21 protein-coding genes and 2 pseudogenes are annotated in these 24940 nt (G+C 75.1%); 17 read left to right on the top strand and 6 right to left on the bottom strand.

Going from position 1 to position 24940, the window contains the following annotated elements; all coding sequences use genetic code 11:
• Positions 1–42: 42 nt before the first annotated feature.
• A complete protein-coding gene (locus ACWPXV_RS15455; protein WP_454086048.1) occupies positions 43–1359 on the bottom strand; it encodes a sugar ABC transporter substrate-binding protein in 1317 nt (438 codons plus the stop codon).
• A gap of 347 nt (positions 1360–1706) precedes the next feature.
• On the opposite strand from ACWPXV_RS15455, the gene murA reads away from it, so the two are divergent.
• The 9 genes from murA (at position 1707) to ACWPXV_RS15410 (ending at position 12076) form a co-directional block, all read left to right on the top strand.
• Complete coding sequence (gene murA, locus ACWPXV_RS15450; RefSeq protein WP_454086047.1) at positions 1707–3026, top strand: UDP-N-acetylglucosamine 1-carboxyvinyltransferase; 1320 nt, start codon at positions 1707–1709, stop codon at positions 3024–3026.
• A 112-nt stretch (positions 3027–3138) separates the two neighbouring features.
• Positions 3139–4119, top strand: coding sequence for an ABC transporter ATP-binding protein (locus ACWPXV_RS15445; RefSeq protein ID WP_454086046.1), 981 nt, complete (start codon positions 3139–3141; stop codon positions 4117–4119).
• A 38-nt stretch (positions 4120–4157) separates the two neighbouring features.
• Positions 4158–4982 carry an ABC transporter permease gene (locus ACWPXV_RS15440; protein ID WP_454086045.1) on the top strand — a complete coding sequence of 275 codons (825 nt, stop codon included), beginning with the start codon at positions 4158–4160 and terminating at the stop codon, positions 4980–4982.
• Positions 4983–5029: 47 nt separating this feature from the next.
• Positions 5030–6265: a sensor histidine kinase gene (locus ACWPXV_RS15435; protein WP_454086044.1), complete on the top strand. Its 1236-nt coding sequence runs from the start codon at positions 5030–5032 to the stop codon at positions 6263–6265.
• The gene (locus ACWPXV_RS15430; RefSeq protein ID WP_110853818.1) at positions 6262–6867 is read left to right on the top strand and encodes a response regulator transcription factor; all 606 of its coding nucleotides are present in this window, start codon (positions 6262–6264) and stop codon (positions 6865–6867) included. Before ACWPXV_RS15435 ends, ACWPXV_RS15430 begins: the two co-directional genes overlap by 4 nt.
• 391 nt (positions 6868–7258) lie before the next feature.
• Positions 7259–9112 carry a hypothetical protein gene (locus ACWPXV_RS15425; RefSeq protein WP_454086043.1) on the top strand — a complete coding sequence of 618 codons (1854 nt, stop codon included), beginning with the start codon at positions 7259–7261 and terminating at the stop codon, positions 9110–9112.
• A gap of 69 nt (positions 9113–9181) precedes the next feature.
• Positions 9182–10231 carry a WxL protein peptidoglycan domain-containing protein gene (locus ACWPXV_RS15420; RefSeq protein WP_454086042.1) on the top strand — a complete coding sequence of 350 codons (1050 nt, stop codon included), beginning with the start codon at positions 9182–9184 and terminating at the stop codon, positions 10229–10231.
• Between the two features lie 22 nt (positions 10232–10253).
• Positions 10254–11054: a lysophospholipid acyltransferase family protein gene (locus tag ACWPXV_RS15415; RefSeq protein ID WP_454086041.1), complete on the top strand. Its 801-nt coding sequence runs from the start codon at positions 10254–10256 to the stop codon at positions 11052–11054.
• Positions 11051–12076: an NAD(P)H-dependent glycerol-3-phosphate dehydrogenase gene (locus ACWPXV_RS15410; protein ID WP_454086040.1), complete on the top strand. Its 1026-nt coding sequence runs from the start codon at positions 11051–11053 to the stop codon at positions 12074–12076. Before ACWPXV_RS15415 ends, ACWPXV_RS15410 begins: the two co-directional genes overlap by 4 nt.
• A gap of 3 nt (positions 12077–12079) precedes the next feature.
• On the opposite strand, the gene ACWPXV_RS15405 is transcribed toward ACWPXV_RS15410, so the two are convergent.
• Both ACWPXV_RS15405 and ACWPXV_RS15400 read right to left on the bottom strand, forming a co-directional pair.
• Positions 12080–12757: an AMIN-like domain-containing (lipo)protein gene (locus ACWPXV_RS15405; protein WP_454086039.1), complete on the bottom strand. Its 678-nt coding sequence runs from the start codon at positions 12755–12757 to the stop codon at positions 12080–12082.
• Between the two features lie 9 nt (positions 12758–12766).
• Positions 12767–13915, bottom strand: coding sequence for a trans-sulfuration enzyme family protein (locus tag ACWPXV_RS15400; protein WP_454086038.1), 1149 nt, complete (start codon positions 13913–13915; stop codon positions 12767–12769).
• A gap of 406 nt (positions 13916–14321) precedes the next feature.
• On the opposite strand from ACWPXV_RS15400, the gene ACWPXV_RS15395 reads away from it, so the two are divergent.
• Positions 14322–15410, top strand: coding sequence for a D-alanine--D-alanine ligase family protein (locus tag ACWPXV_RS15395; protein ID WP_454086037.1), 1089 nt, complete (start codon positions 14322–14324; stop codon positions 15408–15410).
• Positions 15411–15508: 98 nt separating this feature from the next.
• Here ACWPXV_RS15395 and ACWPXV_RS15390 read toward each other — a convergent pair whose 3' ends face one another.
• Positions 15509–16012 carry a DUF3515 family protein gene (locus ACWPXV_RS15390; protein ID WP_454086036.1) on the bottom strand — a complete coding sequence of 168 codons (504 nt, stop codon included), beginning with the start codon at positions 16010–16012 and terminating at the stop codon, positions 15509–15511.
• Positions 16013–16068: 56 nt separating this feature from the next.
• Between ACWPXV_RS15390 and ACWPXV_RS15385 the strand changes: the two genes are divergently transcribed.
• Positions 16069–17163, top strand: a complete 1095-nt coding sequence (locus tag ACWPXV_RS15385; protein ID WP_454086035.1) for a thiamine-phosphate kinase — start codon at positions 16069–16071, stop codon at positions 17161–17163.
• 37 nt (positions 17164–17200) lie between these two features.
• Complete coding sequence (locus ACWPXV_RS15380) at positions 17201–18214, top strand: pirin family protein (protein WP_454086034.1); 1014 nt, start codon at positions 17201–17203, stop codon at positions 18212–18214.
• Between the two features lie 6 nt (positions 18215–18220).
• On the opposite strand, the gene ACWPXV_RS15375 is transcribed toward ACWPXV_RS15380, so the two are convergent.
• Positions 18221–18754 carry a GNAT family N-acetyltransferase gene (locus ACWPXV_RS15375; protein ID WP_454086033.1) on the bottom strand — a complete coding sequence of 178 codons (534 nt, stop codon included), beginning with the start codon at positions 18752–18754 and terminating at the stop codon, positions 18221–18223.
• A 96-nt stretch (positions 18755–18850) separates the two neighbouring features.
• Positions 18851–19048, bottom strand: a complete 198-nt coding sequence (gene rpmB, locus ACWPXV_RS15370) for a 50S ribosomal protein L28 (RefSeq protein ID WP_110853808.1) — start codon at positions 19046–19048, stop codon at positions 18851–18853.
• Positions 19049–19263: 215 nt separating this feature from the next.
• On the opposite strand from rpmB, the pseudogene ACWPXV_RS15365 reads away from it, so the two are divergent.
• The 5 genes and pseudogenes from ACWPXV_RS15365 to ACWPXV_RS15345 form a co-directional block, all read left to right on the top strand.
• A pseudogene (locus tag ACWPXV_RS15365) lies at positions 19264–20178 on the top strand (DAK2 domain-containing protein); the annotation flags it as partial.
• Positions 20179–20761: 583 nt separating this feature from the next.
• Complete coding sequence (locus ACWPXV_RS15360) at positions 20762–22987, top strand: ATP-dependent DNA helicase RecG (RefSeq protein ID WP_454086032.1); 2226 nt, start codon at positions 20762–20764, stop codon at positions 22985–22987.
• Positions 22988–22995: 8 nt separating this feature from the next.
• Positions 22996–23343: a hypothetical protein gene (locus ACWPXV_RS15355; RefSeq protein ID WP_454086031.1), complete on the top strand. Its 348-nt coding sequence runs from the start codon at positions 22996–22998 to the stop codon at positions 23341–23343.
• 10 nt (positions 23344–23353) lie between these two features.
• Positions 23354–24040: an ABC transporter ATP-binding protein gene (locus tag ACWPXV_RS15350; RefSeq protein WP_454086030.1), complete on the top strand. Its 687-nt coding sequence runs from the start codon at positions 23354–23356 to the stop codon at positions 24038–24040.
• 38 nt (positions 24041–24078) lie between these two features.
• Positions 24079–24915: pseudogene (locus ACWPXV_RS15345) on the top strand (DUF6297 family protein); the annotation flags it as partial.
• Positions 24916–24940 lie beyond the last annotated feature (25 nt).

The following is a 24940-nucleotide window of genomic DNA, read 5'->3' as shown; positions in this document are numbered from 1 at the left end:
TGCCGTGGGCGGGAGCGGCGTGCTCCCGCCCACGGCGGTGTGTCAGCGCAGGCCGTAGCCGTCGTTGTCCTGGAAGTCCAGGTCGATGGTGCGGGCCGCGGTGTCGAGCAGCTCCTGGGCGTTGCCGCCCTCGTAGGCGCCGAAGAAGGCCTCGGAGAACTGCTGGCTGATGACCGGGTAGGCCGGGGTGATCGGGCGGGGGACGGCGACGCAGTCGGCGCTGGGCGCGGCGTCACCGCACGTGGCCTGGAGCGACTCGGCAAAGATCGCGAGCGGGCCGTCCGCACCGTAGAGCTCGCTGGACTCCAGGACCGTCGTCGTGGCCGGGGGAGCGGCGTTGGCGTCGGTCATGGCCGCGACCTGGTCGTCGGTGGTGAGGAAGTCGAGGAACGCCGCGGCGCCCTCGGCGTTGTCGCTCTCCGGGTTGACGCCCCACGCCCAGGAGCCCTGGCCGCTCTTGGGGCCGGCGCCGAAGTCCGGCAGCGGCAGGACGACGAGGTCCTCGCCCAGCGCCTCGGCGTACGGGTTGTACATCCAGTGGCCCACCCAGCTCATCGCGACGCGGCCGTCGAGGAAGGCGGCGTCGTCGGTGTTCGGGTCGATGTACTCGCGCCAGCCGGCGAAGCGCTCGACGGCGGCGACGACCTCGGGGCTGTTGAGGCTCCCGTCCGCGGCGTTGTCCTCGATGATGTTCTTCCCGGTCGACCAGGCGACCGGCAGGAAGCCGTATGTGGGCCACTCGGCGCCGTAGTTCTCCTTGATGTCGAGGACCTGGCCGTCCTCGTCCTCCGCGGCGAGCGCCTCGAGGGCGGCCTCGAACTCGTCGACCGTCCAGGCGTCCTCCAGGCCCTGCGGGTACTCGGCGCCCGCGGCCTCGAGCTTCGAGGCGCTGGCGTAGATGCCGAGGGAGGCGTCGAACTGCGAGACGCCGTAGACCTCGCCGTCGACGGGGTAGGTGTTCTGCGCGAGCGCGGAGTCGGTCTGGTTCTCCAGCGTCTCGGCCGCGACGAGGTCGCCGACGGGGGCGAGCTTCCCGGCGTAGACGAGCGAGGCCATCATCGGGCCGTCGTACTCGAGGACGTCGGGCAGCGAGTCGGCGGCGGTCGTCGTCACCGTGCTCGTGTAGTCGGCCTCGGGGACGAGCTGGAGGGTCGCCGTGTACTCCTCCTGGGAGGAGTTGAAGCCGTCGACGGCGGCCTGGAGGGCGTCGACCTCCGACTCCTGGCCCTGGTGGGCCCAGACGGTGATCTCACCGCCGCCCTCGCCGTCGCCCGACGAGGCGCCGTCGTCGTTGCTGCACGCTGTCAGTGCCAGTGCCGCCGCCAGGGCGATCCCGATGGGTGTCCGTCGATTGTTCATCTGCGCTCCCGACGCCTGTGTCCGATGGGGGTCCCGACCCGGCCGCTCCGGCGTGCCGAATCGATTCGGCAAAAGCGTGACACCGGTCACCGGGGCTGTCAAGACGACGGGCGCGGGGCCGGCGGGCCCGTCAGCGGCGACCTCCCCTGTTCTCCTCCGAGCTCCCCCGTCCGCACGGGTCCCGGCGAGGTGAACCGGGGAGGTCACCGCCGCGAGCCGGGCCGGGCCAGACGCGTGAGGTTGGGCACCTTCACGGACCCTTCACGTCCTCCCATCCCTCCCTCACATCGGCGGCTTATGCTGGACTGTCCGGGCCGCGCGGGTCCGACGTCGGCGATGAGGTGGGTATGAGCGCAGTACTGCAGGTGAACGGCGGGACGCCGCTGAAGGGCGAGATCAGCGTCCGCGGCGCGAAGAACTTCGTCTCCAAGGCCATGGTCGCGGCGCTGCTCGGCGAGGACCCGTCCGAGCTGCGCAACGTCCCGCAGATCAAGGACGTCGAGGTGGTCTCCGGCCTGCTGCGCCTGCACGGCGTCACGGTGGACTACGACGTCGAGGCCGGCGTCATCCGCCTGGACTCCAGCGACGTCGAGACCGCGCACGTCGCGGACATCGACGCCCACGCCGGCTCGAGCCGCATCCCGATCCTCTTCTGCGGCCCGCTGCTCCACCGCCTCGGGGAGGCCTTCATCCCCGACCTCGGCGGCTGCCGCATTGGCGACCGCCCGATCGACTACCACCTGTCGATCCTGCGCGAGTTCGGCGCCGTCGTGGACAAGCGCCCCCAGGGCATCCACATCACCGCGCCGCGCGGGCTCACCGGTGCCAAGATCCAGCTGCCCTACCCGAGCGTCGGCGCCACCGAGCAGCTCCTGCTCACCGCCGTGCGCGCCAAGGGCAAGACCGAGCTGAGCAACGCCGCCACCGAGCCGGAGATCATGGCGCTCATCGCCTTCCTCCAGCGCATGGGCGCGATCATCTCCGTCGACACCGACCGCGTCATCCGCATCGAGGGCGTCGACCGCCTCGGCGGCGCCACCTACACCGCGCTCACCGACCGCATCGAGGCCGGCTCGTGGGCCTGCGCGGCGCTGGCCACCGGCGGCGACATCATGGTCCGCGGCGCGGACCAGCACGGGATGATGGCCTTCCTCAACACCTTCCGGAAGGTCGGCGGCGACTTCGAGGTCACCGACGACGGCATCCGCTTCTGGCACCCGGGCGGCGAGCTCAAGTCGATCGTCCTCGAGACCGACGTCCACCCCGGTTTCATGACCGACTGGCAGCAGCCGCTCGTCGTCGCGCTCACCCAGGCCACCGGCCTGTCGATCGTCCACGAGACGGTCTACGAGAACCGTTTCGGCTTCACCGAGGCGCTGCGCGGCATGGGCGCCCAGATCCAGGTCTACCGCGAGTGCCTCGGCGGCTCGCCCTGCCGCTTCGGGCACCGCAACTTCAACCACTCGGCCGTCGTCTCCGGCCCGACGCCGCTCAAGGCGGCCGACATCGAGGTCCCCGACCTCCGCGGCGGCTTCTCCCACCTCATCGCGGCGCTCGCCGCCGAGGGCACCTCGCGGGTGAGCGGCATCGACATCATCTACCGCGGCTACGAGGACTTCATGGGCAAGCTCCACGCCCTCGGCGCGGACGTCCAGCAGCTCGACTGAGCAGGTCCACGGCCGGCCCATGACACGTGTCATGGGCCGGCCGTGCGCGTTCCACCCGAGGCGATGACGCCGCGCACTGCTGCGCGCGCGAACCCGGGTGGAGGGTGGAGACATGACCACCACCGACACCAGCTCCGTCATCACCGTCACCGGCATCCAGCGCCGCTACGGCTCCGGGAAGGCCGCCTTCACGGCGGTCCGGGGCGTGGACCTCACGGTCCGCCGCGGGGAGCTCTTCGCGCTCCTCGGCACCAACGGCGCCGGCAAGACCTCACTCCTCGAGGTCGTCGAGGGCATCGCGCCCGCCAGCGCCGGCACCGTCCGCGTCCTGGGCCGCGACCCCTACCGCGAGCGGCACCTCGTGCGCCCGCGCACCGGGATCATGCTCCAGGAGGCCGGCTTCCCCGCCGACCTCACCACCGCCGAGACCGCCCGCATGTGGCACGGCACCCTCGGTGCGCCCATGCCCGTGGCGCAGGCCCTCGAGCTCGTCGGACTGCGCCACCGGGCCACGGTCCAGGTGAAGTCCCTGTCCGGCGGTGAGCGGCGCCGCCTCGACCTCGCCCTGGCCATCATGGGCCGCCCCGAGATCCTCTTCCTCGACGAGCCGACCACCGGCCTGGACCCGCAGTCGCGCCGCGACGCGTGGGAGCTCGTGCGCCGGCTCCTCGAGGCGGGCACGACCGTCATCCTCACCACCCACTACCTCGAGGAGGCGGAGGAGCTCGCCGACCGACTCGCGATCATGCACGCGGGCCGGGTGGTCCGTGAGGGCACGGTCGCCGAGATCGTCGCCGGTGAGCCGGCACGCATCCGCTACCGCACGACGGCCGGTGAGCTCGCCGACCCGCGTGCGCTGCACGCCCTGCCCGCGCTCCTCACCGCCGGGCGCACCCGCACCGGTCTCGTCGAGATCGAGTCGCGCGACCTCCAGGCCACGCTCACCGCGCTCCTCGAGCGCGCCAACGCGGCCGGGGAGGCCCTCACCAACCTCGAGGCGAGCCACGCCTCCCTCGAGCGGGCCTTCCTCGCGGTGGCCGGGGAGGACGACGACGCCGCGGCGCCGTCGGTCCCCGAGCTCGCCACCGCCTGAGCCGCTCCCGTCAGACCTCACCCGAAGGAACCACGACCATGACCACCACCGCCCTGCAGCCCGCCACCGCCTCGGCCCCCCGCGCCGGGCGCGCGGCCCGCGTCCTGTCCCTCGTCCGCGCCGAGATGCTCCTCCTCGTGCGCAACCGCACCACCCTGTTCAACGCCGTCGCCCTCGCCCCGCTCACGGTGCTCTTCTTCGCCACCCTCGGGATGACTCCCGACAGCGGGGGCGCGGGTGTCGCCGGCATGCTCCTCACCATGCTCGTGGCGCTCGCTCTGGTCATCGTCGTCTACTACAACCTCACGACGACGATCGTCGCCCGCCGCGAGGAGCTCGTCCTCAAGCGGCTGCTCACCGGTGACGTCTCCCGCGGCGAGATCATCGCGGCCACCGCCGCTCCCGCGGTCCTCGTCCTGCTCGCCCAGCTCGTGCTCGGCGTCGTCGCGATGGCCGTGTGGCTGGAGGTGCCGACGCTGCAGAACCCGCTGTGGGTCGCGGCCGCCGTCATCGGCGGGATCGTCCTCTTCGTCCTCCTCGCGGCGGCCTCCGCCGGGCTCACCCGCACGGTGGAGACGGCGCAGCTGACGACGCTGCCGATCCTCATGGTCGCCACCGCGCTGTCCGGGCTCGCGATCCCGGTGCACATCATGCCCGACGCCCTTGCGACGGTTGCCCAGTGGACGCCGATGTTCCCGGTCGTCGCCCTCGTCCAGCACGGTCTCGGCGCCGTCGCCCTCGACGGGACGGTCGCCTCCGGGGCGTTCGCGGACGTCGCCCAGCCCCTCGCTGCCCTGGCCCTGTGGATCGTCCTCGGCGCCCTGGCCACCCGGCGCTGGATGCGCTGGGAGCCGCGCCGCTGACGGACCCGTCGACCGTCCCGCCCCGCGGCTGCTGAGAGGATGCGCCCATGCGACTAGTCGACTCGTGGCGCCGCCGCACCGGTCCGGAACGCTTCGAGACGTACACCCGATGGACGCTCTACCTCCTCCTCGGGATGGTCCCGCTCCTTGCGGCCTCGGTCATCGGGACCAGCGAGCTCGACCCGGACCGGGGCGCCGCGTTCACCGCCTACGCCGGTCTCGTCGTCGTCGAGACCGGCGTGGCGATCATCGTCATCCGCCAGGGGGTCACCGCCTTCCGCGACAGCACGCCGCTGCCGCGGGGGCCGGTGGCCCTCCTCCTCGCCCTCACCGCCGCCGCCGGGGCCGCCGCGATGGTCGGCTTGCCGCCCGCCGCGACCATCGGCTGGGACGGCAGGGGAGCGGGGCTGCTCCTCGCGCTCGCCACGTGCCTGTTCGCGGTGACGCCGGTGGTCACCTCCCCGGTGCTCGTCCCGTTGTCGCTCGTCGTCAGCGTGGTTGCCGCGCTCGCCAACCGGCCGGCGCTCGACTGGGCGCTCGTCCCCTCCACCGCGCTCCTCTTCGGTATCGTCATGGTCGCGATCACCCCGAGCTTCCGGATCTCGGTGTGGATGCTCGGGGTCGTGTGGGAGCAGGAGCGCACGCGCCAGCTCCACGCCCGCCTCGCCGTCGCCGAGGAGCGGTTGCGCTTCTCACGCGACCTCCACGACGTCCTGGGCCGGGCACTGTCGGCCATCGCGCTCAAGAGCGAGCTCGGCGCCGAGCTGAGCCGCCGCGGCCAGGGGGAGCGGGCCGCCGAGCAGATGCTCGAGGTCCGCGAGCTGGCAGGCGACTCGTTGCGGGAGGTGCGCGCCGTCGTCGCCGGCTACCGGCGGGCCGACCTCGCCACCGAGCTCGCCGGCGCGCGCTCGGTGCTCCGCTCGGCCGGCGTGCGCACCCGGATCATCGGCGAGGACACCACGCTGCCGCCGCGGGTCCAGTCCGCGCTCGCGTGGGTGGTGCGCGAGGGGGCGACGAACGTCGTGCGGCACTCCTCGGCCGACACGTGCACCATCGACGTCGCCGTCGTCGAGGCGGCCGGGGAGCGCCTCGCGCAGCTGACCATCGTCAACGACGGCGTGAGCGGCCCGCCGTCCACCGGCTCGGGTCTCGTCGGCCTCTCCGAGCGCCTCGCCGGCCTCGGCGGCACGGTGACGACCGAGGCCTCCGGGGGCACCTTCACCCTGCGGGCGCGCGTCCCGCTCAGCCGCGACGACGCCGGTGGCACGATGGGAGCACCATGATCCGCATCCTCCTGGCCGACGACGAGAACCTCATCCGCGACGCCCTCGCCGGCCTCCTCGGGCTGGAGGAGGACATCGAGGTCGTCGCGCAGGCCGCGTCCGGCCCCGAGGCCGTGGCCGCGGGGCGGCACCACCGCCCCGACGTCGCCGTCCTCGACCTCCAGATGCCGGGGCTCGACGGGATCGCCGTCGCCCAGCAGCTCGCCGCGGAGGTCCCCGGCTGCCGCTCGGTCATCGTCACGAGCCACGGCCGGCCCGGCTACCTCAAGCGGGCCCTGGAGGCCGGCGTCTCGGCGTTCCTGCCCAAGACGGTCTCGGGGCGGGTGCTCGCCGACGTCGTTCGCCAGGTCCAGGCGGGCGGGCGCTACGTCGACCCCGAGCTCGCCGCGGAGGCGATCAGCGCGGGCGACTCCCCGCTCACCCCGCGCGAGGCCGACGTCCTCGAGCTCGCCGCCGACGGCACGCCCGTGGAGGAGATCGCCCAGCGTGCCCACCTCAGCCCCGGGACGGTCCGCAACTACCTCTCCGCGGCCGCGATGAAGCTGGGCGCCGCCAACCGCCACGAGGCCGTCCAGGTCGCGCGTCGGCACGGCTGGATCTGAGCCCGTTCTTCTCCCGAGCGGCCCCGGGCACCCCTATGCCGCTGTGAGAAATCATCCTGCCGGCACGAGAAAATGCGTCGGACGCGGGATGACAAAAGGGTGCCCCGTGGTTTAGCGGAGACCTTTTCGACGGTTTCGGACAATCAAAAGGGCGCGGTCTTGCAGCAATGTCATTCATCGGGCGCGGCAGAAGTGTGCACGCCCGGTGAACACGGCATTGTCAGGCCCGGGAAAGGCCGCTAACCTCTCGCTCGTCGGGGGCCGTGATCGTGCTGGACGACGTCGTCCACCGGCATTTGAGAATCCGGATGTGATCGCGTTCTGTGTGCGCGTGAATAGCCGCATCCAGTCGCAGGACGTCATCACCACGATGAAGTGAGGATGTGCAGTCATGGCAATTCCCATCAGACGGGGGCGGGCGGTCGGTCTTACCGCCGTCGCGGCCCTCGCGCTCGGCGCCCTGGGCGCCGCCCCGGCGCTCGCCGCACCGGCCGACGCCCAGATCACCGACGCCGTCGTCCTCGTCGAGACCCTCGACGAGGGCGCCAAGGTGACGGCGCTCGCGGTCCAGTACTCCGAGGAGCTCGACTTCGGCGACGTGCCCCTGGACCCCGAGGCGTTCACCGTCACCGCCCGGCTCAGCGGCTCCACCCCCGGCAACACGAGCACCGGCGAGCGGACCGTCACCCACGCGTACCTCAGCGACGCGCCGGAGCGCTCCGCGGACCGGGCCGGCACGAGCGGGGGGTGGGTGATCCTCGAGCTGTCCCGCTACGACGCGAACGCCGGCGTCCTGTTCTACACGGGCATCAACAACCAGTACCCGCTCGACGGCGCCTACTCGGTGCGCCAGACCGAGGACCTCGTCGGCGACGACGAGACCGTCCCGGCCCGCTCGACGACGGTGGTCAACACCGAGGTCGTCCGCTCCGTCGTCGACGACTTCTCCGTCGAGCAGTGGACGGGGGAGGGCTCGGACTTCGCCTACCGGTTCTTCGAGCCGGAGGCGGTGCGCGACGGCGAGGGCGACGGGCGGCTCTACCCGCTCGTCCTCGCGCTCCACGGGTCGGGGGAGTCGGGCACCGACAACGCCGCCCAGCTCCTCGCCAACCGCCTCGTCACCTCCTGGGCCGAGCCGGAGGCGCAGGCAGAGCACCCCGCCTTCGTCATGGCGCCGCAGCGTCACCCCGACCTGTCGTGGCAGGACGAGGAGGGCCGCGCGGGCCTCTTCGCGATGGTCGAGCACGCCAAGGAGACGCTCCCCATCGACCCCGACCGGGTCTACATCACCGGCCTGTCGCTGGGGTCGATCGGCACGTGGAACCTCCTCATCGACGACTCCGACGTCTTCGCCGGCGCCGTCACCGTCGCCTACGGTCCCGGGGCGAACCCCGGCCTGGCGGAGCTGGTGGACTTCCCGATCTGGCAGTTCCACTCCGAGGACGACCGCACCGTCCCGGTGCAGGGTGTCTACGACAGCGTCACCGCCCTCGAGGAGCTCGGGGTCGACGTCGTCCAGCGGCGGTGGGCCGGCAACCTCCCACTCGCCGAGGCCGTCGCGCTGCAGACCGAGCAGCGTCGCGCCGCGCAGGACATCGGTGCCCACCACCTCGTCACCATCTTCGAGGCGGGCACGACCGGCACCCCGCCGGACGCGGACGGCCCGAGCATCCCGCTCAGCGGCCACTTCTCCTGGGTACCGGCCTACAACAACCCGGTCACCCACGACTGGCTCATGTCCCAGGTCCGCGGCGCCACCCAGCCGGTGACCGGGCAGACGACGGACGGCTTCGACGTCGAGGTCTCCATCCCGGAGACCGGCGGCCTCGCCGTGGCGGTCGGTGCCGACCGGGTGAGCCTCGGGACGGCCGGGCTCGAGACCGGGCTCAGCCACCTCGCGGCGTCGGGTGACCTGCCCACCATCACGGTGGCCGACACCCGCCCGGCCGACCCGGGCTGGTCGCTCACCGCCGAGGTGACCGACTTCCGGGCCGGGCCCGCGGTGCTCGAGGGCCGGTACCTCGGGGTCACCCCCCGCGTGCTGTCCGCCGCGCCCACCCAGGAGGTCACCGCCGGGGAGCCCGTCGCCCCCGGCGAGGGCTTCACCGAGGGCACGACCCTCGCCTCGGCCGCCCCCGGCGGCGGTCGCGGCACGACGACGGTCGGCGGGGAGCTGCTCCTGCACGCCCCCACCTCGACGGTGCCCGGTGACTACGTCGCCCGGGTGACCGTCACCGTCTTCTAGCGGGTCCGCCGGTGCGGGAGGGCCCGCCCTCCCGCACCGGCGCCCCGGACCGACCCCAAGGAGGACCCGATGAGACGTCTTGCCACCGCGGCCGCGATCCTCGCCGCCGCCCTGCTCGCCACCCCCGCCGCCGCGCAGGAGGCCCCGCCACCCGCCGCCTGGGAGGTGCTGCCCGCCCCCGACGACGACGGCCCGCGCCAGGCCTTCGAGCTCACCCTCGACCCCGGGCAGACGCACGAGGACACCGTCCTCGTCCGCAACCGCGGCGCGGAGGAGATCACCGTGGACGTGTGGGCGACCGACGCCGTCACCACACCCTCCGGCGACCTCGGCCTGCTCCTCGCCGAGGACACCCCGCGCTTCGCCGGTGCCTGGATCACGCCGGCGACGGCCCGCGTCACCCTCGAGCCCGGCGGGGAGAGCGCCGTCCCCTTCACCGTCACCGTCCCCGAGAACGAGCAGCCGGGCGACTACGTCGCCGGCGTCGTCGTGTCGATGCCGCGCGAGGAGACGACGAGCGCGGGCGAGCGGGTGCTCGTCGAGGCCCGCGTCGCCAGCCGCGTGTACCTCCGGGTGCCCGGTGAGCTCGCGCCCGCCGTCACCGTCTCCGACCTCACCCTCACCCGGGACGCCCCGTGGTGGAACTTCTGGTCCGGCGACACCCGGGTGGACTTCACCGTGGCGAACGAGGGCAACGCCCGGCTCATGCCCCAGTCGGCCGTCACGATCAGCAGCCCCTTCGGCCCGCTCGCCGAGGAGCCCGCGACCGTCCCGCTGCCCGAGCTCATGCCCGGGGACCGGCTGCGCGCCTCGGCGCTCACCGGGGTCGCGGACTCCCTCGCCCTGCCCGGCGTGCCCGCGTGGGGCCTGCTCAGCGCCGACGTCTCCGTCCTCGCGCGGCTGAGCACCGGCCCCGACGCCGTCCGCGAGACGGCCACCGTCACCGCCGTCGCGGTGCCGTGGGTGCCGGCCGCCGTCGTCGTCCTCGTCCTGGCGCGGGTGGCGTTCGGCGTCGTCCGCCTCGTGCGGCGGCGACGTGCCGCCCGCCGCCCCGTCCCGACGACGGCGCCCGCCCCGGCGGAGGGGGTGGTGGCGGCTCCCGCCGTCGGGAGCGCGTAGGGCGCGACGATACGATCCCCGGGTGACCAGACCCGTCCCTCCGATGTACCGCGTCATCGCCGGGCTGCTGCGCCCGCTGCTGCGGGTGACGATGCGCCGCGACTGGCGCGGCACCGAGCACCTGCCCGCCGAGGGCGGCTTCATCGCGGCCGGGAACCACCTCACCAACGTCGACCCGCTCGTCTTCGCGCACTACCTGTACAACCACGGCGCCGCCCCCCGCTTCCTCGCCAAGCACACCCTCTTCCGGGTCCCGGTCGTGGGCTGGGTGATCGGCAAGGCGGGGCAGATCGCCGTCGAGCGCGACAGCGCCTCGGCCGTCGCGGCCCTCGAGCCGGCACGGGAGGCGCTCGCCCAGGGGCTGTGCGTGGGGATCTTCCCCGAGGGCACCTTCACCCGTGACCCCGACCTGTGGCCGATGACGGCGAAGCACGGCGTCGCCCGTCTCGCGCTCTCGGCGCGGGTGCCGGTGGTGCCGGTCGCGCAGTGGGGGCCGCAGGACGTCCTGGCCCGCTACGGGCGGACGCTCCACGTGGTCCCGCGCCGCACCGTGCGGGTCGAGGCCGGCCCGCCCGTGCCGCTGGAGGACCTGTACGGCCGCGAGGACGACCCGCAGGCGCTGCGCGAGGCGACCGAGCGCGTCATGGCCGCGATCACCGAGATCCTCGCCGGCCTGCGGGGCGAGGAGCCCCCGGCCCGCCCCTACGACACCCGCCGCGACGGCGACCCGCACGCCGCCGACCTCGCGGCCCGCGCCGAGCGCAAGCGCGCCCGCCGCGCCACTCGCGCCCGCCGCACCACCCGCACCGAGAGGGATGCATGACCAGCACGACCACCGCCCCGGCCCCGCGCGCAGCGGTCCTCGGCACTGGCAGCTGGGGCACGACCTTCGCCGCCGTCCTCGCCGACGCCGGCAACGAGGTCACCATGTGGGGCCGCTCGCCCGAGGCGTGCCGCGAGATCTCCGAGGAGCACCGCAACGAGCGGTACCTGCCCGGCGTCACCCTGCCGGGCGGCGTCACGGCGACGACGGACCTGCGGGCCGCGCTCGCCGGCGCCGCCCTTGTCGCGGTGGCCGTCCCGTCCCAGGCCGTGCGTGCGGTGCTGTCCGGCTCCGCGGACGCGCTCGAGCCGGACGCCGTCGTCGTCTCCCTCATGAAGGGCGTCGAGCTCGGCACCCACGAGCGGATGAGCGAGGTGCTGCGCGAGGCGCTCGGCCTGGAGGAGGGGCGGGTCGCCGTCGTCTCCGGGCCCAACCTCGCCCGCGAGATCGCCACCCACCAGCCCACGGCCACCGTCGTCGCCGCGAGCGACGAGGCCACCGCCGCGCGGGTCGCGCACGCCTGCGCCACCCCGTACTTCCGGCCCTACACGAACACCGACGTCGTCGGCGTCGAGCTCGGTGGCGCGGTGAAGAACGTCATCGCGCTCGCCGTCGGCATGGCCCAGGGCGCCGGCTTCGGGGACAACACGACGGCGACGATCATCACCCGCGGGCTGGCCGAGACCACCCGCCTGGGCCTCGCGCTCGGCGCGCAGGCCGAGACCTTCGCCGGCCTCGCGGGCCTGGGGGACCTCGTCGCGACCTGCGCCTCACGGCTGTCGCGCAACAACACCCTCGGCCGGCACGTGGGGGAGGGGATGTCGCTGGAGGAGGCCGTGGCCGCCACCGGCGGGACCGCCGAGGGCGTGAAGTCCTGCCGCGCCGTCCTCGAGCTCGCCGCCGCGCACGGCGTCGACCTGCCGATCAGCCAGGCCGTCGCCGCCGTCCTCCACGAGGGCCTGCCGGTCCTCGCGATGACCGAGGCGCTGCTCTCCCGGCCCCGCAAGGCCGAGGGCGTCTAGCGCTCAGTCCTGCGGGTCGGCGATGTCGATGACGAGGCGGGCCGGGTCAGCGAGCGTGAAGACCCGGTAGTCCGCGGGCCCGTCGTCGACACCGATGAAGAGCTGGGTCAGCCCCTCGAAGGTCCCCAGGTAGTGGACCTCTTCGACGATGTCCGGGCCCTCGAGCGGCTCGCCGGGGACGTAGTGCTCCTCGCCCTCGTCGGGGTAGCGGGTGCCGGAGACGTAGACGGAGAGGATCGCCTCGCCGTCGACGTCCACGCGCTCGCCCCGGCCGTCCTCGATCGCCTCGTCGACGTACTCGACCTGCCAGCCGGGCACGCCCGCACCGGTGAGCTCGACGACGACCCGGTCGAAGCCCTCGTGGTCGCCCACGCGCAGGCCGACCGGGAGGAGGAGGTCACCGCTCGGCTCGGCGCTCTGCGCGGTGCCCGCGGGGCCGAAGGTGGGCGCGTCGGTCGGCTCCTCCGGGGCGGGGGTGTCGGTCGGCGCGTCGGTGCCCGGCTCCGGGCTCGCCGACGGGTCCTCGGTGGGGGAGGCGCCGGTCGTCGGCTCGGTGACCACGGGCGGCGGGTTCGTCGACGACGACGGCGAGGGCTCGCCGTCGTCGTTCGCGCACGCGGCGAGCGCGAGGGCGGCGAGGGAGGCGGCGGCGACGGTCCGGGTGGTGCGCGAGGCGGTCATGCCCCGATGCTAGACGGCGGCCGCCGCGGCCAGCCCGTGCTGCAGGTCGGCCCAGAGGTCCTCGACGTCCTCGACGCCCACGGACAGGCGCAGGAGGTCGTCGGGCACGGTGGGGGCCTCGGAGGCGAAGCGCCGGCGCCGCTCGAGGCTCGACTCGACGCCGCCCAGGCTCGTGGCCGGGACCCACAGGCGCACCGCGGAGGCGAGGGCGTCCGCGCCGGCCTGCCCACCGGCGGGGCGCAGCGTGATGATCGAGCCGTAGCCGTCCATCTGCGCGGTGGCGCGCTCGTGCTGCGGGTGGCTGGCCAGGGAGGGGTGGGAGACGGCGACGACGTGCTCGTGGCCCTCGAGGCGGCGCGCCAGCTCGGCGGCGTTGGCCTGGGAGCGCTCGACGCGCAGCGCGAGGGTGCGCAGGCCGCGCAGCGCGAGCCACGTCTCCCACGGTCCCGCGATGCCGCCGCCGATGTCGCGGCGCAGGCGCACGGCGTCGTAGAGCTCGCGCGAGCTCGTGAGGACGGCACCGAGGATGAGGTCGGAGTGGCCGGAGAGGTACTTGCTCACCGAGTGGACGACGACGTCGGCACCGAGCTCGAGGGGACGCTGCGCCAGCGGGGTGGCGAAGGTGTTGTCGACGACGACGACGGCGCCGGCCGCGTGGGCGGCGGTGCTGATCGCGGCGATGTCGGCGATCTCGAGCATCGGGTTGGTGGGCGTCTCGACCCACACGAGGGAGGTCGTGCCGCCCTCGATCGCGGCGACGACGGCGGCGGTGTCGGCGATGTCGACCTCGACGAGCTCGACGCTGCTGCGCTCGACGAGGTGCCGGGCCGCGACGAGGGAGGCGTGGTAGGCGTGGCGCGGGACGACCAGCCGTGTGCCGGGGCGGGTGAGGTCGAGCGCGGCGCTGACCGCAGCCATGCCCGAGGCGAAGACGAGGCCCGGCTCGGCGGCGCGCTCGAGGCCGGCCAGCGCCTCCTCGAGCGGCTCCCAGGTCTCGGTGCCCAGGCGGGTGTAGACGGGGGCTCCCGGCACGGCGGCGCCGCGGCCGACGTAGGTGGAGGAGAGGACCACCGGCGGGTTGACCGGCGCCCCCTCGGTGCGCTCGGGGCGCCCGGCGACGACGGCGTAGGTGGCGGGGCTGAGGTCTCGGTCGTTCACGGCGTCAGGGTAAACCTGCGCGCGAGCTGCCCCGTCACCCGTCCCACGACCGCGGCCGTCGCCCCGTGGGCGCGACGCCCACCGCCCCTCCCGCACCCTGCTGCCCCTGGTGCGACGCCCACCCCTCCCACACTCGGCTGCCCCTGGTGCCACCATGCGCCCGGTCGACCGCCCGCACGGTGGACCACCGGGCGCACGGTGCGGGAGGGAGCAGGGGAGAGCGGATGGGCGGCGCGCAGGGGCGGGGCCGGGGCAGCCGCGGTGAGGCTGCCCACGCGGGCGGCGGGTTGCCGGGGCGCTGTCAGCGACCGCCGGTAGTCTCACAGGCGATGAGCGACTCGACCCAGCCCGCGCCCCCTCCTGCCGCCGCCCCCGGCGCTGCCACCGGGCGCCGCGCCGCACCCGGGTGGCCCTCGTCTTCGGCGGGCGCAGCGGCGAGCACGCGATCAGCTGCGCCACGGCCGCCGGGGTGCTGCGCGCCCTGGACCGTGAGCGCTACGACGTCCTGCCCATCGGCATCACGCCGTCGGGCCAGTGGGTGCTCGCCCCGGACGACCCGGACGCCCTGTCCATCGCCGGCGGGGACCTGCCGCAGGTCGCGGAGGCCGAGGGCGACGTCGTCCTGCCCATGGCGGACGTGCGCCGCGAGCTCACCGTCACCGAGGCCGGCCAGCTGCCCCGCAGCCTCGGCGAGGTCGACGTCGTCTTCCCCGTGCTCCACGGGCCCTTCGGTGAGGACGGCACGCTCCAGGGGCTGCTCGAGATGGCCCAGCTGCCCTACGTCGGCTCCGGGGTGCTCGCGTCCGCGGCCGGCATGGACAAGCACTACATGAAGGTCGTCCTCGCGGGTCACGGGCTGCCGGTGGGGCCCTACACGGTCATCACGCCGCGGCAGTGGCGCACCGACGCCGACGCCGCGATGGAGTCCGTCGACAGCCTCGGCTACCCGGTCTTCGTCAAGCCCGCGCGCGCCGGCTCGTCCCTCGGCATCACGAAGGTCGACCGCCGCGCCGAGCTCGCCGACGCCATCGCCGAGGCACAGCGCCACGACCCCAAGGTCGTCGTCGAGGCGGCGCTCGAGGGCCGGGAGATCGAGTGCGCCGTCCTCCAGGGCCGCGGGGACGACGCCCCGCGCACCGCGCTCCCGGGGGAGATCGTCGTCGACGGCCACGCCTTCTACGACTTCGAGGCGAAGTACCTCGACGCCGCCCACGTCCAGCTCAGCTGCCCCGCCGAGCTGCCCCAGCACGTCATCGACGAGGTGCGGGTCGTCGCGGCGCGGGCCTTCGAGGCGCTCGGCTGCGAGGGCCTGGCCCGGGTGGACTTCTTCGTCACCGGCTCGGGCCGGGTGACCGTCAACGAGGTCAACACGATGCCCGGCTTCACGCCGTACTCGATGTACCCGCTCATGTGGGAGCGCAGCGGCCTGCCCTACGCGGAGCTCGTCGACGAGCTCATCCAGCTGGCCCTCAACCGCCCGGTGGGCCTCCGCTGACCCACCCCACACCTCGCGCATATGCGCGAAAATCACCGCCGGAGTGCGTGGACGCCTGCAGTATTTCCGCATATGCGGAAAGTAAGGGTGGGGTGGGGTTAGAGGTCGTCTATGCCGATGCAGCTGCGCTCGGGCGTCGTCCGCTCCACGGCCGACGCCAGGTCGACCAGGACCGCCGTGGGCTGGTCGCCGCCGCGCTCGGTCGGCACGACGACCTCCACCGCGGGCACGCGCCCGTAGGTGATGAAGGTCCACGAGCCGTTCTCGCGCCGGGCGTGGTCGGGCACCATGTCGTCGTCGGCCTCGAGGGCGAGCCAGTCGACGGAGGTCTCGCCCGACTCCACGGTGATGCAGCGCTCGGTGCTCGGGCCGGGGACCTCGACGCCGCAGCGCAGGGTGATCGCCGGCTCGCCCCAGCCGGCGATGGACTGGCTGCCGATCGAGCGCTCCTCACCACCGGCGAGCTCACCGGGCAGCGCCTGGAGCACCTCCCCGCAGACCGGGTCCGCGGCGTCGGGGCCGGCGGGCACCGTCACCGGTGAGGAGCACGCCCCCACCGCCAGCACCGCTGCCGCCACCGCCACCATCCGCCGTCGTCTCACGTCCCTCACGGTAACCCGCCGCCCGGGCGCGCCGGCGCCCCGGGTAGCGTGGCCGGGTGACCGACACGTCCGCGCTCCCCGTCAGTGCGCTGAGCGAGGGCGAGCTCCTCGCCCGCTTCACCCCGCTGCTCCCGCGCGGACGCGCCACGCTCGTCCCCACCGGTGACGACGCCGCCGTCGTGGCCGCCCCGGACGGGCGCTTCGTCGTGTCGACCGACGTCCTCGTCGAGGACCACCACTTCCGCCGCGGCTGGGGCACCGCCCGCGACGTCGGGGCCCGGGCCGCCGCGCAGAACATCGCCGACATCGCCGCCATGGGCGCCGTCCCGACGAGCACCGTCGTCGGCCTCGTCCTGCCGCCGACCACGCCGGTCGGCTGGGTCGAGGACCTCGCCCGCGGCCTCGCCGACGTGTGCGGGCCGCTCGGCGTCGGCGTCGACGGCGGCGACCTCAGCGCGGGGGAGCGGCTCGTCGTCGCCGTCACCGTCCACGGCGACCTCGAGGGCCGCGACCCCGTCCTGCGCTCCGGCGCCCGGCCCGGCGACGTGCTCGCCCACGCCGGCGCCATCGGGCGGGCGGCGGCCGGCCTCGCCGTCCTCACCGCCGGCACCGAGGATTACGGCGCCGCAGCCGTCGGGTCCGGCCACCTCACCGCTGGCACGGAGGACGACGACGGCGCGGCAGCCGCCGGGTCCGGCCACCTCACCACCGCCACCGAGGGCGACGACGACGCAGCAGCCGCCGCCGTCGGCGCCTTCCTGCGGCCCGCGCCGCCCTACGCCGTCGGGCCGGCCGCCGCCGACGCGGGGGCGAGCGCGATGATGGACGTGAGCGACGGGCTGCTGCGCGACGCCGGGCGGATGGCGCGCGCGTCGGGCGTCGAGATCGTCCTCGACCCGCTCGCCGAGTCCCTCGCGGGTGACCTCGCCGCCCTCGCCCCGCTCGGGGCGCGGCTCGGCACCGCGCCGGAGGCGTGGCTGCTCACGGGCGGTGAGGACCACGGCCTGCTCGCCACCTTCCCCGCGGAGGTGCAGCTGCCCGCGGGCTTCCGGCGCCTCGGCACGGTCCGCGCCGGTGGACCGGGAGTCGTCACGGCGCCGCAGGACGCCGCGCACGCTGCCGCCGTCGGCTGGGACCACTTCCGCCGGTAGGGGTCCCTCCCGGGGTTTGCCTGCCTACGCTGGAGGCATGACGAACCTCGAGCCCCGGCCGCAGGAGCAGGTGTGCGTCGCCGGCCCGGAGCCGGCCGCCGTCGAGCTCATCGAGCCGCGCGACGTCCCGCTCGGCGGGCCGCGGGCGATGACGGTGCGCCGCACCCTCCCGTCACGCGAGCGCTCGCTGATCGGGGCGTTCTGCTTCGCCGACCACTACGGCCCGGACGACATCGCCGTCTCCGGCGGGATGGACGTGCCACCGCACCCGCACACCGGGCTGCAGACGGTGACGTGGCTCTTCGAGGGGCAGGTGCTCCACCAGGACGCGCTCGGCTCGGTGCAGACGATCGAGCCGGGCCAGCTCAACCTCATGACGGCCGGCGACGGGATCTGTCACTCCGAGGAGGGGACCCTCGCCCGTTTCCCCGACCAGGGCCGCCTCCACGGCGTCCAGCTCTGGACCGCCCTGCCCGGCACGGCTCGCGCCGGAGAGCGTGCCTTCGACCACGTGCGGGACGTCCCGTCCTTTGCGGTCGACGGCGCCCTGGCGAGGGTCTTCATGGGCTCGCTCGGCGGGGTGACGTCACCCGCGCGGGCCTACTCCCCGCTCGTCGCCGCGCAGCTCGACATCCCTGCGGGCGCGACCGTCCGGCTGCCGGTGGACCCGGCCTTCGAGCACGGGGTGCTGCTGGACTCCGGGGAGCTGACCGTGGCCGGCACCCCCGTGGCCGAAACCTGGCTGGCGTACCTCGCGCCCGGCCGGGAGGAGATCCGCATCGAGGCCGGTGACACCCCGGTGCGCGCGGTCCTCATGGGCGGCACCCCCTTCGAGGAGGAGGTGCTCATGTGGTGGAACTTCGTCGGTCGCACGCACGAGGAGGTCGTCACCGCCCGCGCGCAGTGGCAGGCGGCGGTCGCGGGCGACCCCGACGGCATCGCCCGCTTCGGCCGGGTCACCGGGTACGACGGCGCGCCGCTGCCGGCCCCCGAGCTGCCGCAGGTGCGGCTCAAGCCCCGCTCCCGGCTAGAGCAGCCCGGCTCCCGCTGACCCCAGCTACGCCTCCGCGACGAAGAGCTCGCTCCGCACGTTGTAGTACCGCTCCGTCGTGCCGCGGTGCTCCATACCGATGCGCAGCGCCACCCGCTGGGAGGCCTCGTTCTCCGGGTACGTCACCGCCACCACGCGCGGGAGCCCGCAGGCCAGGGCGTGGGCCAGCACGGCGGCCGCCGCCTCGCTCGCGTAGCCGTGCCCCCACGAGTCCGGGTGGAGGTGCCAGCCGATCTCGGTGTCCCCGGAGGGTGCCAGCGGCAGTGTCGGGCCGGACAGGGGGATGTCCTTGAGGAGCAGCGTGCCGTGCCGCCGGCCGCCGTCACGGTCGGTGACGAGCCAGATGCCGTGGACGGGATGGTCGTCCAGGCTGCGGTAGCGTGCGACGCGCTCGAGCGCCTCGGCGCGGTCGGTGGTCACCCGCGGCTCGGAGCCGAGGAAGCGCTGGACCTCCCAGCGGGAGTGGAGGTCCAGGGCGAAGTCGACGTCGTCGTCGGTCCAGGGGCGCAGGAGGAGGCGGTCGGTCGTGAGCTCGGGCACCGCGACACACTACCCGGGCACGCCGAGAGGGCCGCCCGGTGGTCGGGCGGCCCTCTCGGTCAGGCTCTGGTCACCCGGCAGGCCGGGTGGGGCAGATCAGGCGCTGGTGGCGCGCTGCACCTTGCCGGCCTTGAGGCACGAGGTGCAGACGTTCATCCGCTTCGCGGTGCCGTTCACGTTCGTGCGCACGCGCTGGATGTTCGGGTTCCACCGACGGCTCGTCCGCACGTGGGAGTGCGAGACGCTCTTGCCGAAGCTGGGGTGCTTGCCGCAGACGTCGCAGGTGGCAGCCACGGTCTTCTCCTGAATCTCTTGCTGGCAACACGATCTGCTCGATCGTGGGGGTCTGTCGTGGTCGACGGCGCAGGCCGGCCGACCGCCCGTACGGGCAACCTGAGCAGGATACCCGACGGCGTGGGGCGCGCCCAAACGGGCTCGGGCGAGGTGCGTCACGGTGTCAGGGGCGGGCACTAACCTGAACGCGATCGACGATACCCGGGAGGACGGACGTGGCGGACACGCTCACCGTGCTCGGGCCCGCGGACGTGCGCCGCTGGTTCGAGCAGGGGCTGAGGTCGCTCCTCGCCGTCCGCCGGCAGGTCGACGTCCTCAACGTCTTCCCCGTCCCGGACGGGGACACCGGCACCAACCTCGTCCTCACCCTCGCCGGGGCTGCCCGCGCCGCCGGCCGCCTCGGCCCGGAGGCGGACCTCACCGCGCTCACCGCCGCCGCGGCCCGGGGCGCGCTCGTCGGGGCCCGGGGCAACTCCGGGGTCATCCTCAGCCAGGCGATGCGCGGCCTGGCCCGTTCGGTCGACGGCAGGGACTCGCTCGACGGCCCGGCCACCGCCGCGGCGCTCACCGCCGCCGCCCACGACGCCCGCCAGGCGGTGGCCCGCCCCGTCGAGGGCACCGTCCTCACCGTCGCCGCGGCCGCCGCCCGGGCCGCGGAGGAGGCCGCCGACCGGAGCCTGGCCGGCGTCGTCACCGCCGCCGCGCAGGGCGCCGCCCGCGCGCTCGGCGACACCCGCAGCCAGCTCCCGGTCCTCGCCGAGCGCGGTGTCGTCGACGCCGGCGCGGCGGGCTACACCATCCTCCTCGAGGCGCTCGCGGCCGTGGTCGACGGCGGCGCCCCCGCCACGGCCCGCGCCCGGGAGGCGCTGGCGAGCCTGCCCGCGCCCCGGCCGGCGGCTCACCAGGCGGCGTGCGCCCTCGGCGCGGGCGTCGTCGGTGCCGAGGACGGCGGGCAGGGGGACCTCGAGGTCATGTACGTCCTCCACGCGACGGCGCCGGAGGCCGCCGCCCTGCGCACCCGCCTCGACGCCGCGGGCGAGTCGGTCGCCGTCGTCGGCGGCAGCGAGGGAGCGGGGGAGCGCGGCCTGTGGCAGGTCCACGTCCACACCGCCGAGCCCACCGCCGTCCTGGCCGACGGCGCCGAGCAGGTGTGCGTCCGCTCGCTCACCGCCCCGCCCGCCGGTGTCGTCGCCTGCACGCGGCTGCCCGGGCTCGTCGCCCCGCTCGCCGCCACCGGCGCCGTCGTCGTCCTCCACCCCGACCCCGCCGGGCTCGAGCGCGGCATCGTCGACGCCGGCGCACGCGAGGTCCTCCTCCTGCCCTGCGACGAGGAGTCGGCGGCGCTGGCCGACCGGGTCCTCACCGACGGGCCCTTCCTCCCGCAGCGTGTCTCGGTGGCCGCCACCCGCTCCGAGCCCGCCGTCCTCGCCGTCGTCGCCGAGCAGCACCCCGGCGCGCCCGCCACCGAGCGGCTCGCCGCGGCCGACGACGTCGCCGGCAGGGTCCGCACGGCCAGCTGCGCCGTCGCCGGGCTCGAGGAGACGGTCGCCCGGCTCGTGCAGCCGGGGGACGAGCTCCTCACCGCCGTCGTCGGCACCGGCGCCACCGGCGTCGCCGACCGGCTGCGCACCGCCGCCTCGCCCGTGCGCCGGAGGCCGAGGTCCTCGTCCTCGACGCCGGCGTGCCCGTTCCCGAGCTGCTCCTGGGGGCCCAGTGACCGCCCTGACCACCCCGCTGGCCCGGCTCGTCGGGGACCGCACCGCCAAGGCGCTGGCCAAGCTCGGCATCGAGACGGCCTGGGACCTGCTGCGCCACTACCCGCGCCGCTACGGGGAGCCGGGCCGGCTCACCGACTTCACCGACCTGCCGGTGGGGGACCACGTCACGGTCAACGCCATGGTCGTGCGCACCTCGCTGCGCTCCACCCGCAACCCGCGGACCGCGATGCTCGACGTCACGGTGAGCGACGGGCGGCGCGAGCTGCTCCTGCGCTTCTTCGGCGGACGCGGCATGCTCACCACGCGCGAGAACCAGCTGCGCGGGGGCCGGGTGGGGCTGTTCACCGGCAGCGTCGAGGAGTTCGGCGGCCGGCGGATGCTCAAGAACCCTGACTTCCGCTTCGTCGACGACGAGGAGGAGACCGAGCTGGCGGCGCTGGAGCAGTCGCGGCCCATCCCCTTCTACCCGGCGAGCGCGTCGCTGCCCACGTGGCGGATCCGGGGCGCGGTCCAGACCGTCCTCGAACCGCTCCACGAGGCCGACGTCCCCGACCCCGTCCCCTTCCGCGTCCTCCAGCGCGAGAAGATGCCCACCCTCCTCGAGGCGCTGCGCCTCGTCCACGCCCCCACGTCCGAGGAGGACTGGCGCCGCGGCCGTGAGCGGCTGCGCTACGAGGAGGCCTTCGTCCTCCAGACGGCGCTCGCGGTGCGGCGCGCCGAGGCCGAGGCCACCGCCGCCACCGCCCGCCCCGCGCGCGAGGGCGGCATCCGCGAGGCCTTCGAGGCGCGGCTGCCCTTCACCCTCACCCACGGCCAGCAGGAGGTCGTCGCCGAGCTGTCCGCCGAGCTCGCCCGGCCCTGGCCGATGCAGCGCCTGCTCCAGGGCGAGGTGGGCTCGGGCAAGACCGTCGTCGCGCTCCTCGCCATGCTGCAGGTCGTCGACGCCGGGGGGCAGGCCGCGCTGCTCGCCCCCACCGAGGTGCTCGCCGCCCAGCACGCCCGCTCCATCACCGCGCTGCTCGGCCCGCTCGCCGAGGCCGGGATGCTCGGCGGCGCGGAGAACGGCACCCGGGTCACCCTGCTCACCGGCTCCATGCCGGCCGCCGCCCGCAAGAAGGCGCTCCTCGCCGCCGCCTCCGGGGAGGCAGGCATCGTCATCGGCACCCACGCGCTCCTCTCGGAGGACGTGCAGTTCGCCGAGCTCGGGCTCGTCGTCGTCGACGAGCAGCACCGCTTCGGCGTCGAGCAGCGCGACGCCCTGCGCGCCAAGGCCGCCACCGCCCCGCACCTGCTCGTCATGACGGCCACCCCCATCCCGCGGACCGTGGCGATGACCGTCTTCGGTGACCTCGAGACCTCCACGCTGCGGGAGATCCCCGCCGGCCGCTCGCCCATCCGCACCTTCCTCGCCCCGGCCAAGAACGAGCGGTGGACCGAGCGCACCTGGCAGCTGGCCCGGGAGGAGGTCGACGACGGCGGGCGCGTGTACGTCGTGTGCCCGCGCATCACGTCCGAGGGCGACGACGTCGAGACCGACCTCCTCACCGAGACCGACGAGCCGCCCGCCGAGGACGCGCCCGCCGGCAGCGGCGCCGCTCCCGCCCGGCCGCTGGCCGCCGTCGACGAGGTCGCCGCGCTCCTGCGCGAGCACCCCGTCCTCGAGGGCGTCGCGGTGGGCGAGCTGCACGGCCGGATGTCACCGGAGGACAAGGAGGCGGCCATGGCCGCCTTCGCCTCGGGTCAGGTGCCGGTCTTCGTGACGACGACGGTCGTCGAGGTGGGTGTCGACGTCCCCGAGGCCTCGGTCATGGTCATCATGGACGCCGAGCGCTTCGGCATCTCCCAGCTCCACCAGCTGCGCGGCCGGATCGGCCGCGGTGCCCGCCCCGGCACGTGCATCGCCTGGACCACCGCCGTGGAGGACACCCCGGCGATGACCCGCCTGCGGGCCTTCGAGGCCACGACCGACGGCTTCGAGCTGGCCCAGGTGGACCTCGAGCAGCGCCGCGAGGGCGACATCCTCGGCGCGGCCCAGTCCGGCCGCGGCAGCTCGCTGCGGCTGCTGCGCGTCCTCACCGACACGGCGGTCATCGAGAAGGCCCGCTGGGACGCGCGCGCGCTCGTCGACCAGGACCGCCTGCTCATGGACCACCCGGCCCTGCTCCAGGCGATCACCGAGCAGCTCGACCCCGAGCGCGCCCAGTTCCTCGACCGGTCGTGAGCCGGGCCGTGGACGCCACCGACCGGGAGCGGGACCTGCTCGAGCGTGCCGGCCTGGAGGTGACGGCGCACCGGGGCGACGTCCGCTTCACCTGCACGTTCGGGCGCTGGCCGGGGGGCGAGCTCACCGTCGCCGTCGACCCCCGCCACGTCGACGCCGTCGTCGCCGGCGCGGCGACGGACGTCGCGGACCTGTGGCCCTCCCGCGGCACCGAGGACGGCGCTCTCTCGCTCCTCGCCATCCACCTGGAGTCCCAGCTGCTGACGGCCGCCGCGCCCCCGGCACGGGTCTGGCTCGACGCCGGCGGCAGGTGGGTCCTGCGGGACGCCGACGGCGGCGCACCGGCCCCCCGCTAGGCTCGCCCCCATGCCCGACGAGCCGCTCCTTCGTGCCCGGTCCCTGAGCGTCGGCTACGGCGAGGAGCCGGTCTGTGCGCCCGTCGACCTCGACGTCCGGCCCGGCGAGGGCGTCGCCGTCATCGGCGCCAACGGCACCGGCAAGTCGACCGTCCTCCGCACCGTCCTCGGCCTGCAGGAGCCGCTCGGCGGCCGCGTGAGCCTGCTCGGCAGCCCGCCCGACCCACGCACCGGCGAGGTCCGCGCCGCGGTGGCCAGCGTCCTCGGCGACGACGCCTTCTTCCCGGCGCTCACCGTCACCGAGCACCTCCTCCTCACCGCCCTCGGCCACCGGGTCCCCGAGGCGCGGGAGATCGTCACCGACCTCGTCGAGGACTTCGGGCTCGCCGACCGCGCCGACGCGCTGCCCTCGGCCCTGTCCTCCGGGCAGCGCCGCCGCGTCCTGCTCGCCGCGGCCTTCGCGCGCCCCCGCTCGCTCCTCGTCCTCGACGAGCCCGAGCAGCGCCTGGACGCCGGCATGCGCAACCGGCTCGCGGAGATGCTCGTCCAGGAGCGCGAGGACGGCGGCGCCGTCCTCGTCGCCTCACACGACCCCGCGCTCGTCGAGCGGGCCGCCACGCGCGTCGTCCTCCTCCACGACGACGGCGTGCAGGTCCTGGACCCCGCCGCCGGCGCCGCGGCGATCGCCGCGCTGTGAACACCTCGGGCGCCGAGGGCTACCCGAGCGGCGGCGCCATGCGCCGCTGGACCCGCTTCGTGCTGCGCGCCCGCAGCAGCACGAGCGTCGGCGAGCTGCTCTCCGACGTCTACACGGTCGTCCTCACCCTGGCCGTGACGGTCGCGATGGTCGCCGCGCTGGCCCGCAGCCAGGGCCTGCTGCGCGCGGGCGCCCCGCCGTCCACCGAGCTCGACACCGCCTGGATCACCGTGCTCCTCGCCGTCGCCGTCCTCGGGGTGGCCACCGGTCTCCTCGCGCGCACGGGACCCGTGTCCCTCGGGGGCGCCCAGACGGCGTGGTGGCTGCCGCTGCCGGGGGAGCGCGGCTCCCTCCTGCGGCCGTCGCTCGTCGCGCCGACGGTCGCCTCGGCGACCGCCGGCGCCGTCACCGGGCTGCTCCTCGTCCTCGCGCTCGACCCCGCCGTCACCGCCGGGCACGCCGTGGCCGCGGCCCTCGCGGGGCTCGGGCTGGGAGCGGCGCTCGCGCTCGCGCTCGTGCCGCTGGAGGCGGCGGGACGACGGCGGGCGGCCGGCACCGCCGGGGACCTCCTCCTCGCGCTCGTCCCCGTCGCCGCCCTCGTGCTCGCCCTCGCCCCGCCCGGCCCGCTCACCGTGAGCGGCGCGTGGTGGCCGGCGGCCGCGGCCGCCGGGCTGGCCGTGCTCGCCGCCGTCGCCGCGCTGCGGTCGCTGCCGCGAGTCCACGACACCGAGCTGCGCGAGCGCGGCGCCGCCACGGTGGAGCTGCGCGGCGCCTCGCTGACGATGGACACCCGCGCGCTCGGCCGCGCCCTGGACACCCCGACGGGGCCGGCGCCGCGGCTCGGCCCGGTTCCGGGCCGTGCCGCGGCTCGTGCGCACGCTCGGGCCGGGCGTCGTCGTG

Source organism: Georgenia sp. Marseille-Q6866, assembly GCF_965111665.1.
Note: the sequence above shows the minus strand (reverse complement) of the source record. Positions and strands in the feature narration are given on the sequence as shown.

Excerpts from the sequence above, each read along its gene's own strand:
- ACWPXV_RS15455 (WP_454086048.1), bottom strand. The coding sequence starts at position 1,359 with ATGAACAATCGACGGACACCCATCGGGATCGCCCTGGCGGCGGCACTG.
- murA (WP_454086047.1), top strand. The coding sequence starts at position 1,707 with ATGAGCGCAGTACTGCAGGTGAACGGCGGGACGCCGCTGAAGGGCGAG.
- ACWPXV_RS15445 (WP_454086046.1), top strand. The coding sequence starts at position 3,139 with ATGACCACCACCGACACCAGCTCCGTCATCACCGTCACCGGCATCCAG.
- ACWPXV_RS15440 (WP_454086045.1), top strand. The coding sequence starts at position 4,158 with ATGACCACCACCGCCCTGCAGCCCGCCACCGCCTCGGCCCCCCGCGCC.
- ACWPXV_RS15435 (WP_454086044.1), top strand. The coding sequence starts at position 5,030 with ATGCGACTAGTCGACTCGTGGCGCCGCCGCACCGGTCCGGAACGCTTC.
- ACWPXV_RS15430 (WP_110853818.1), top strand. The coding sequence starts at position 6,262 with ATGATCCGCATCCTCCTGGCCGACGACGAGAACCTCATCCGCGACGCC.
- ACWPXV_RS15425 (WP_454086043.1), top strand. The coding sequence starts at position 7,259 with ATGGCAATTCCCATCAGACGGGGGCGGGCGGTCGGTCTTACCGCCGTC.
- ACWPXV_RS15420 (WP_454086042.1), top strand. The coding sequence starts at position 9,182 with ATGAGACGTCTTGCCACCGCGGCCGCGATCCTCGCCGCCGCCCTGCTC.
- ACWPXV_RS15410 (WP_454086040.1), top strand. The coding sequence starts at position 11,051 with ATGACCAGCACGACCACCGCCCCGGCCCCGCGCGCAGCGGTCCTCGGC.
- ACWPXV_RS15405 (WP_454086039.1), bottom strand. The coding sequence starts at position 12,757 with ATGACCGCCTCGCGCACCACCCGGACCGTCGCCGCCGCCTCCCTCGCC.
- ACWPXV_RS15380 (WP_454086034.1), top strand. The coding sequence starts at position 17,201 with ATGACGAACCTCGAGCCCCGGCCGCAGGAGCAGGTGTGCGTCGCCGGC.
- ACWPXV_RS15350 (WP_454086030.1), top strand. The coding sequence starts at position 23,354 with ATGCCCGACGAGCCGCTCCTTCGTGCCCGGTCCCTGAGCGTCGGCTAC.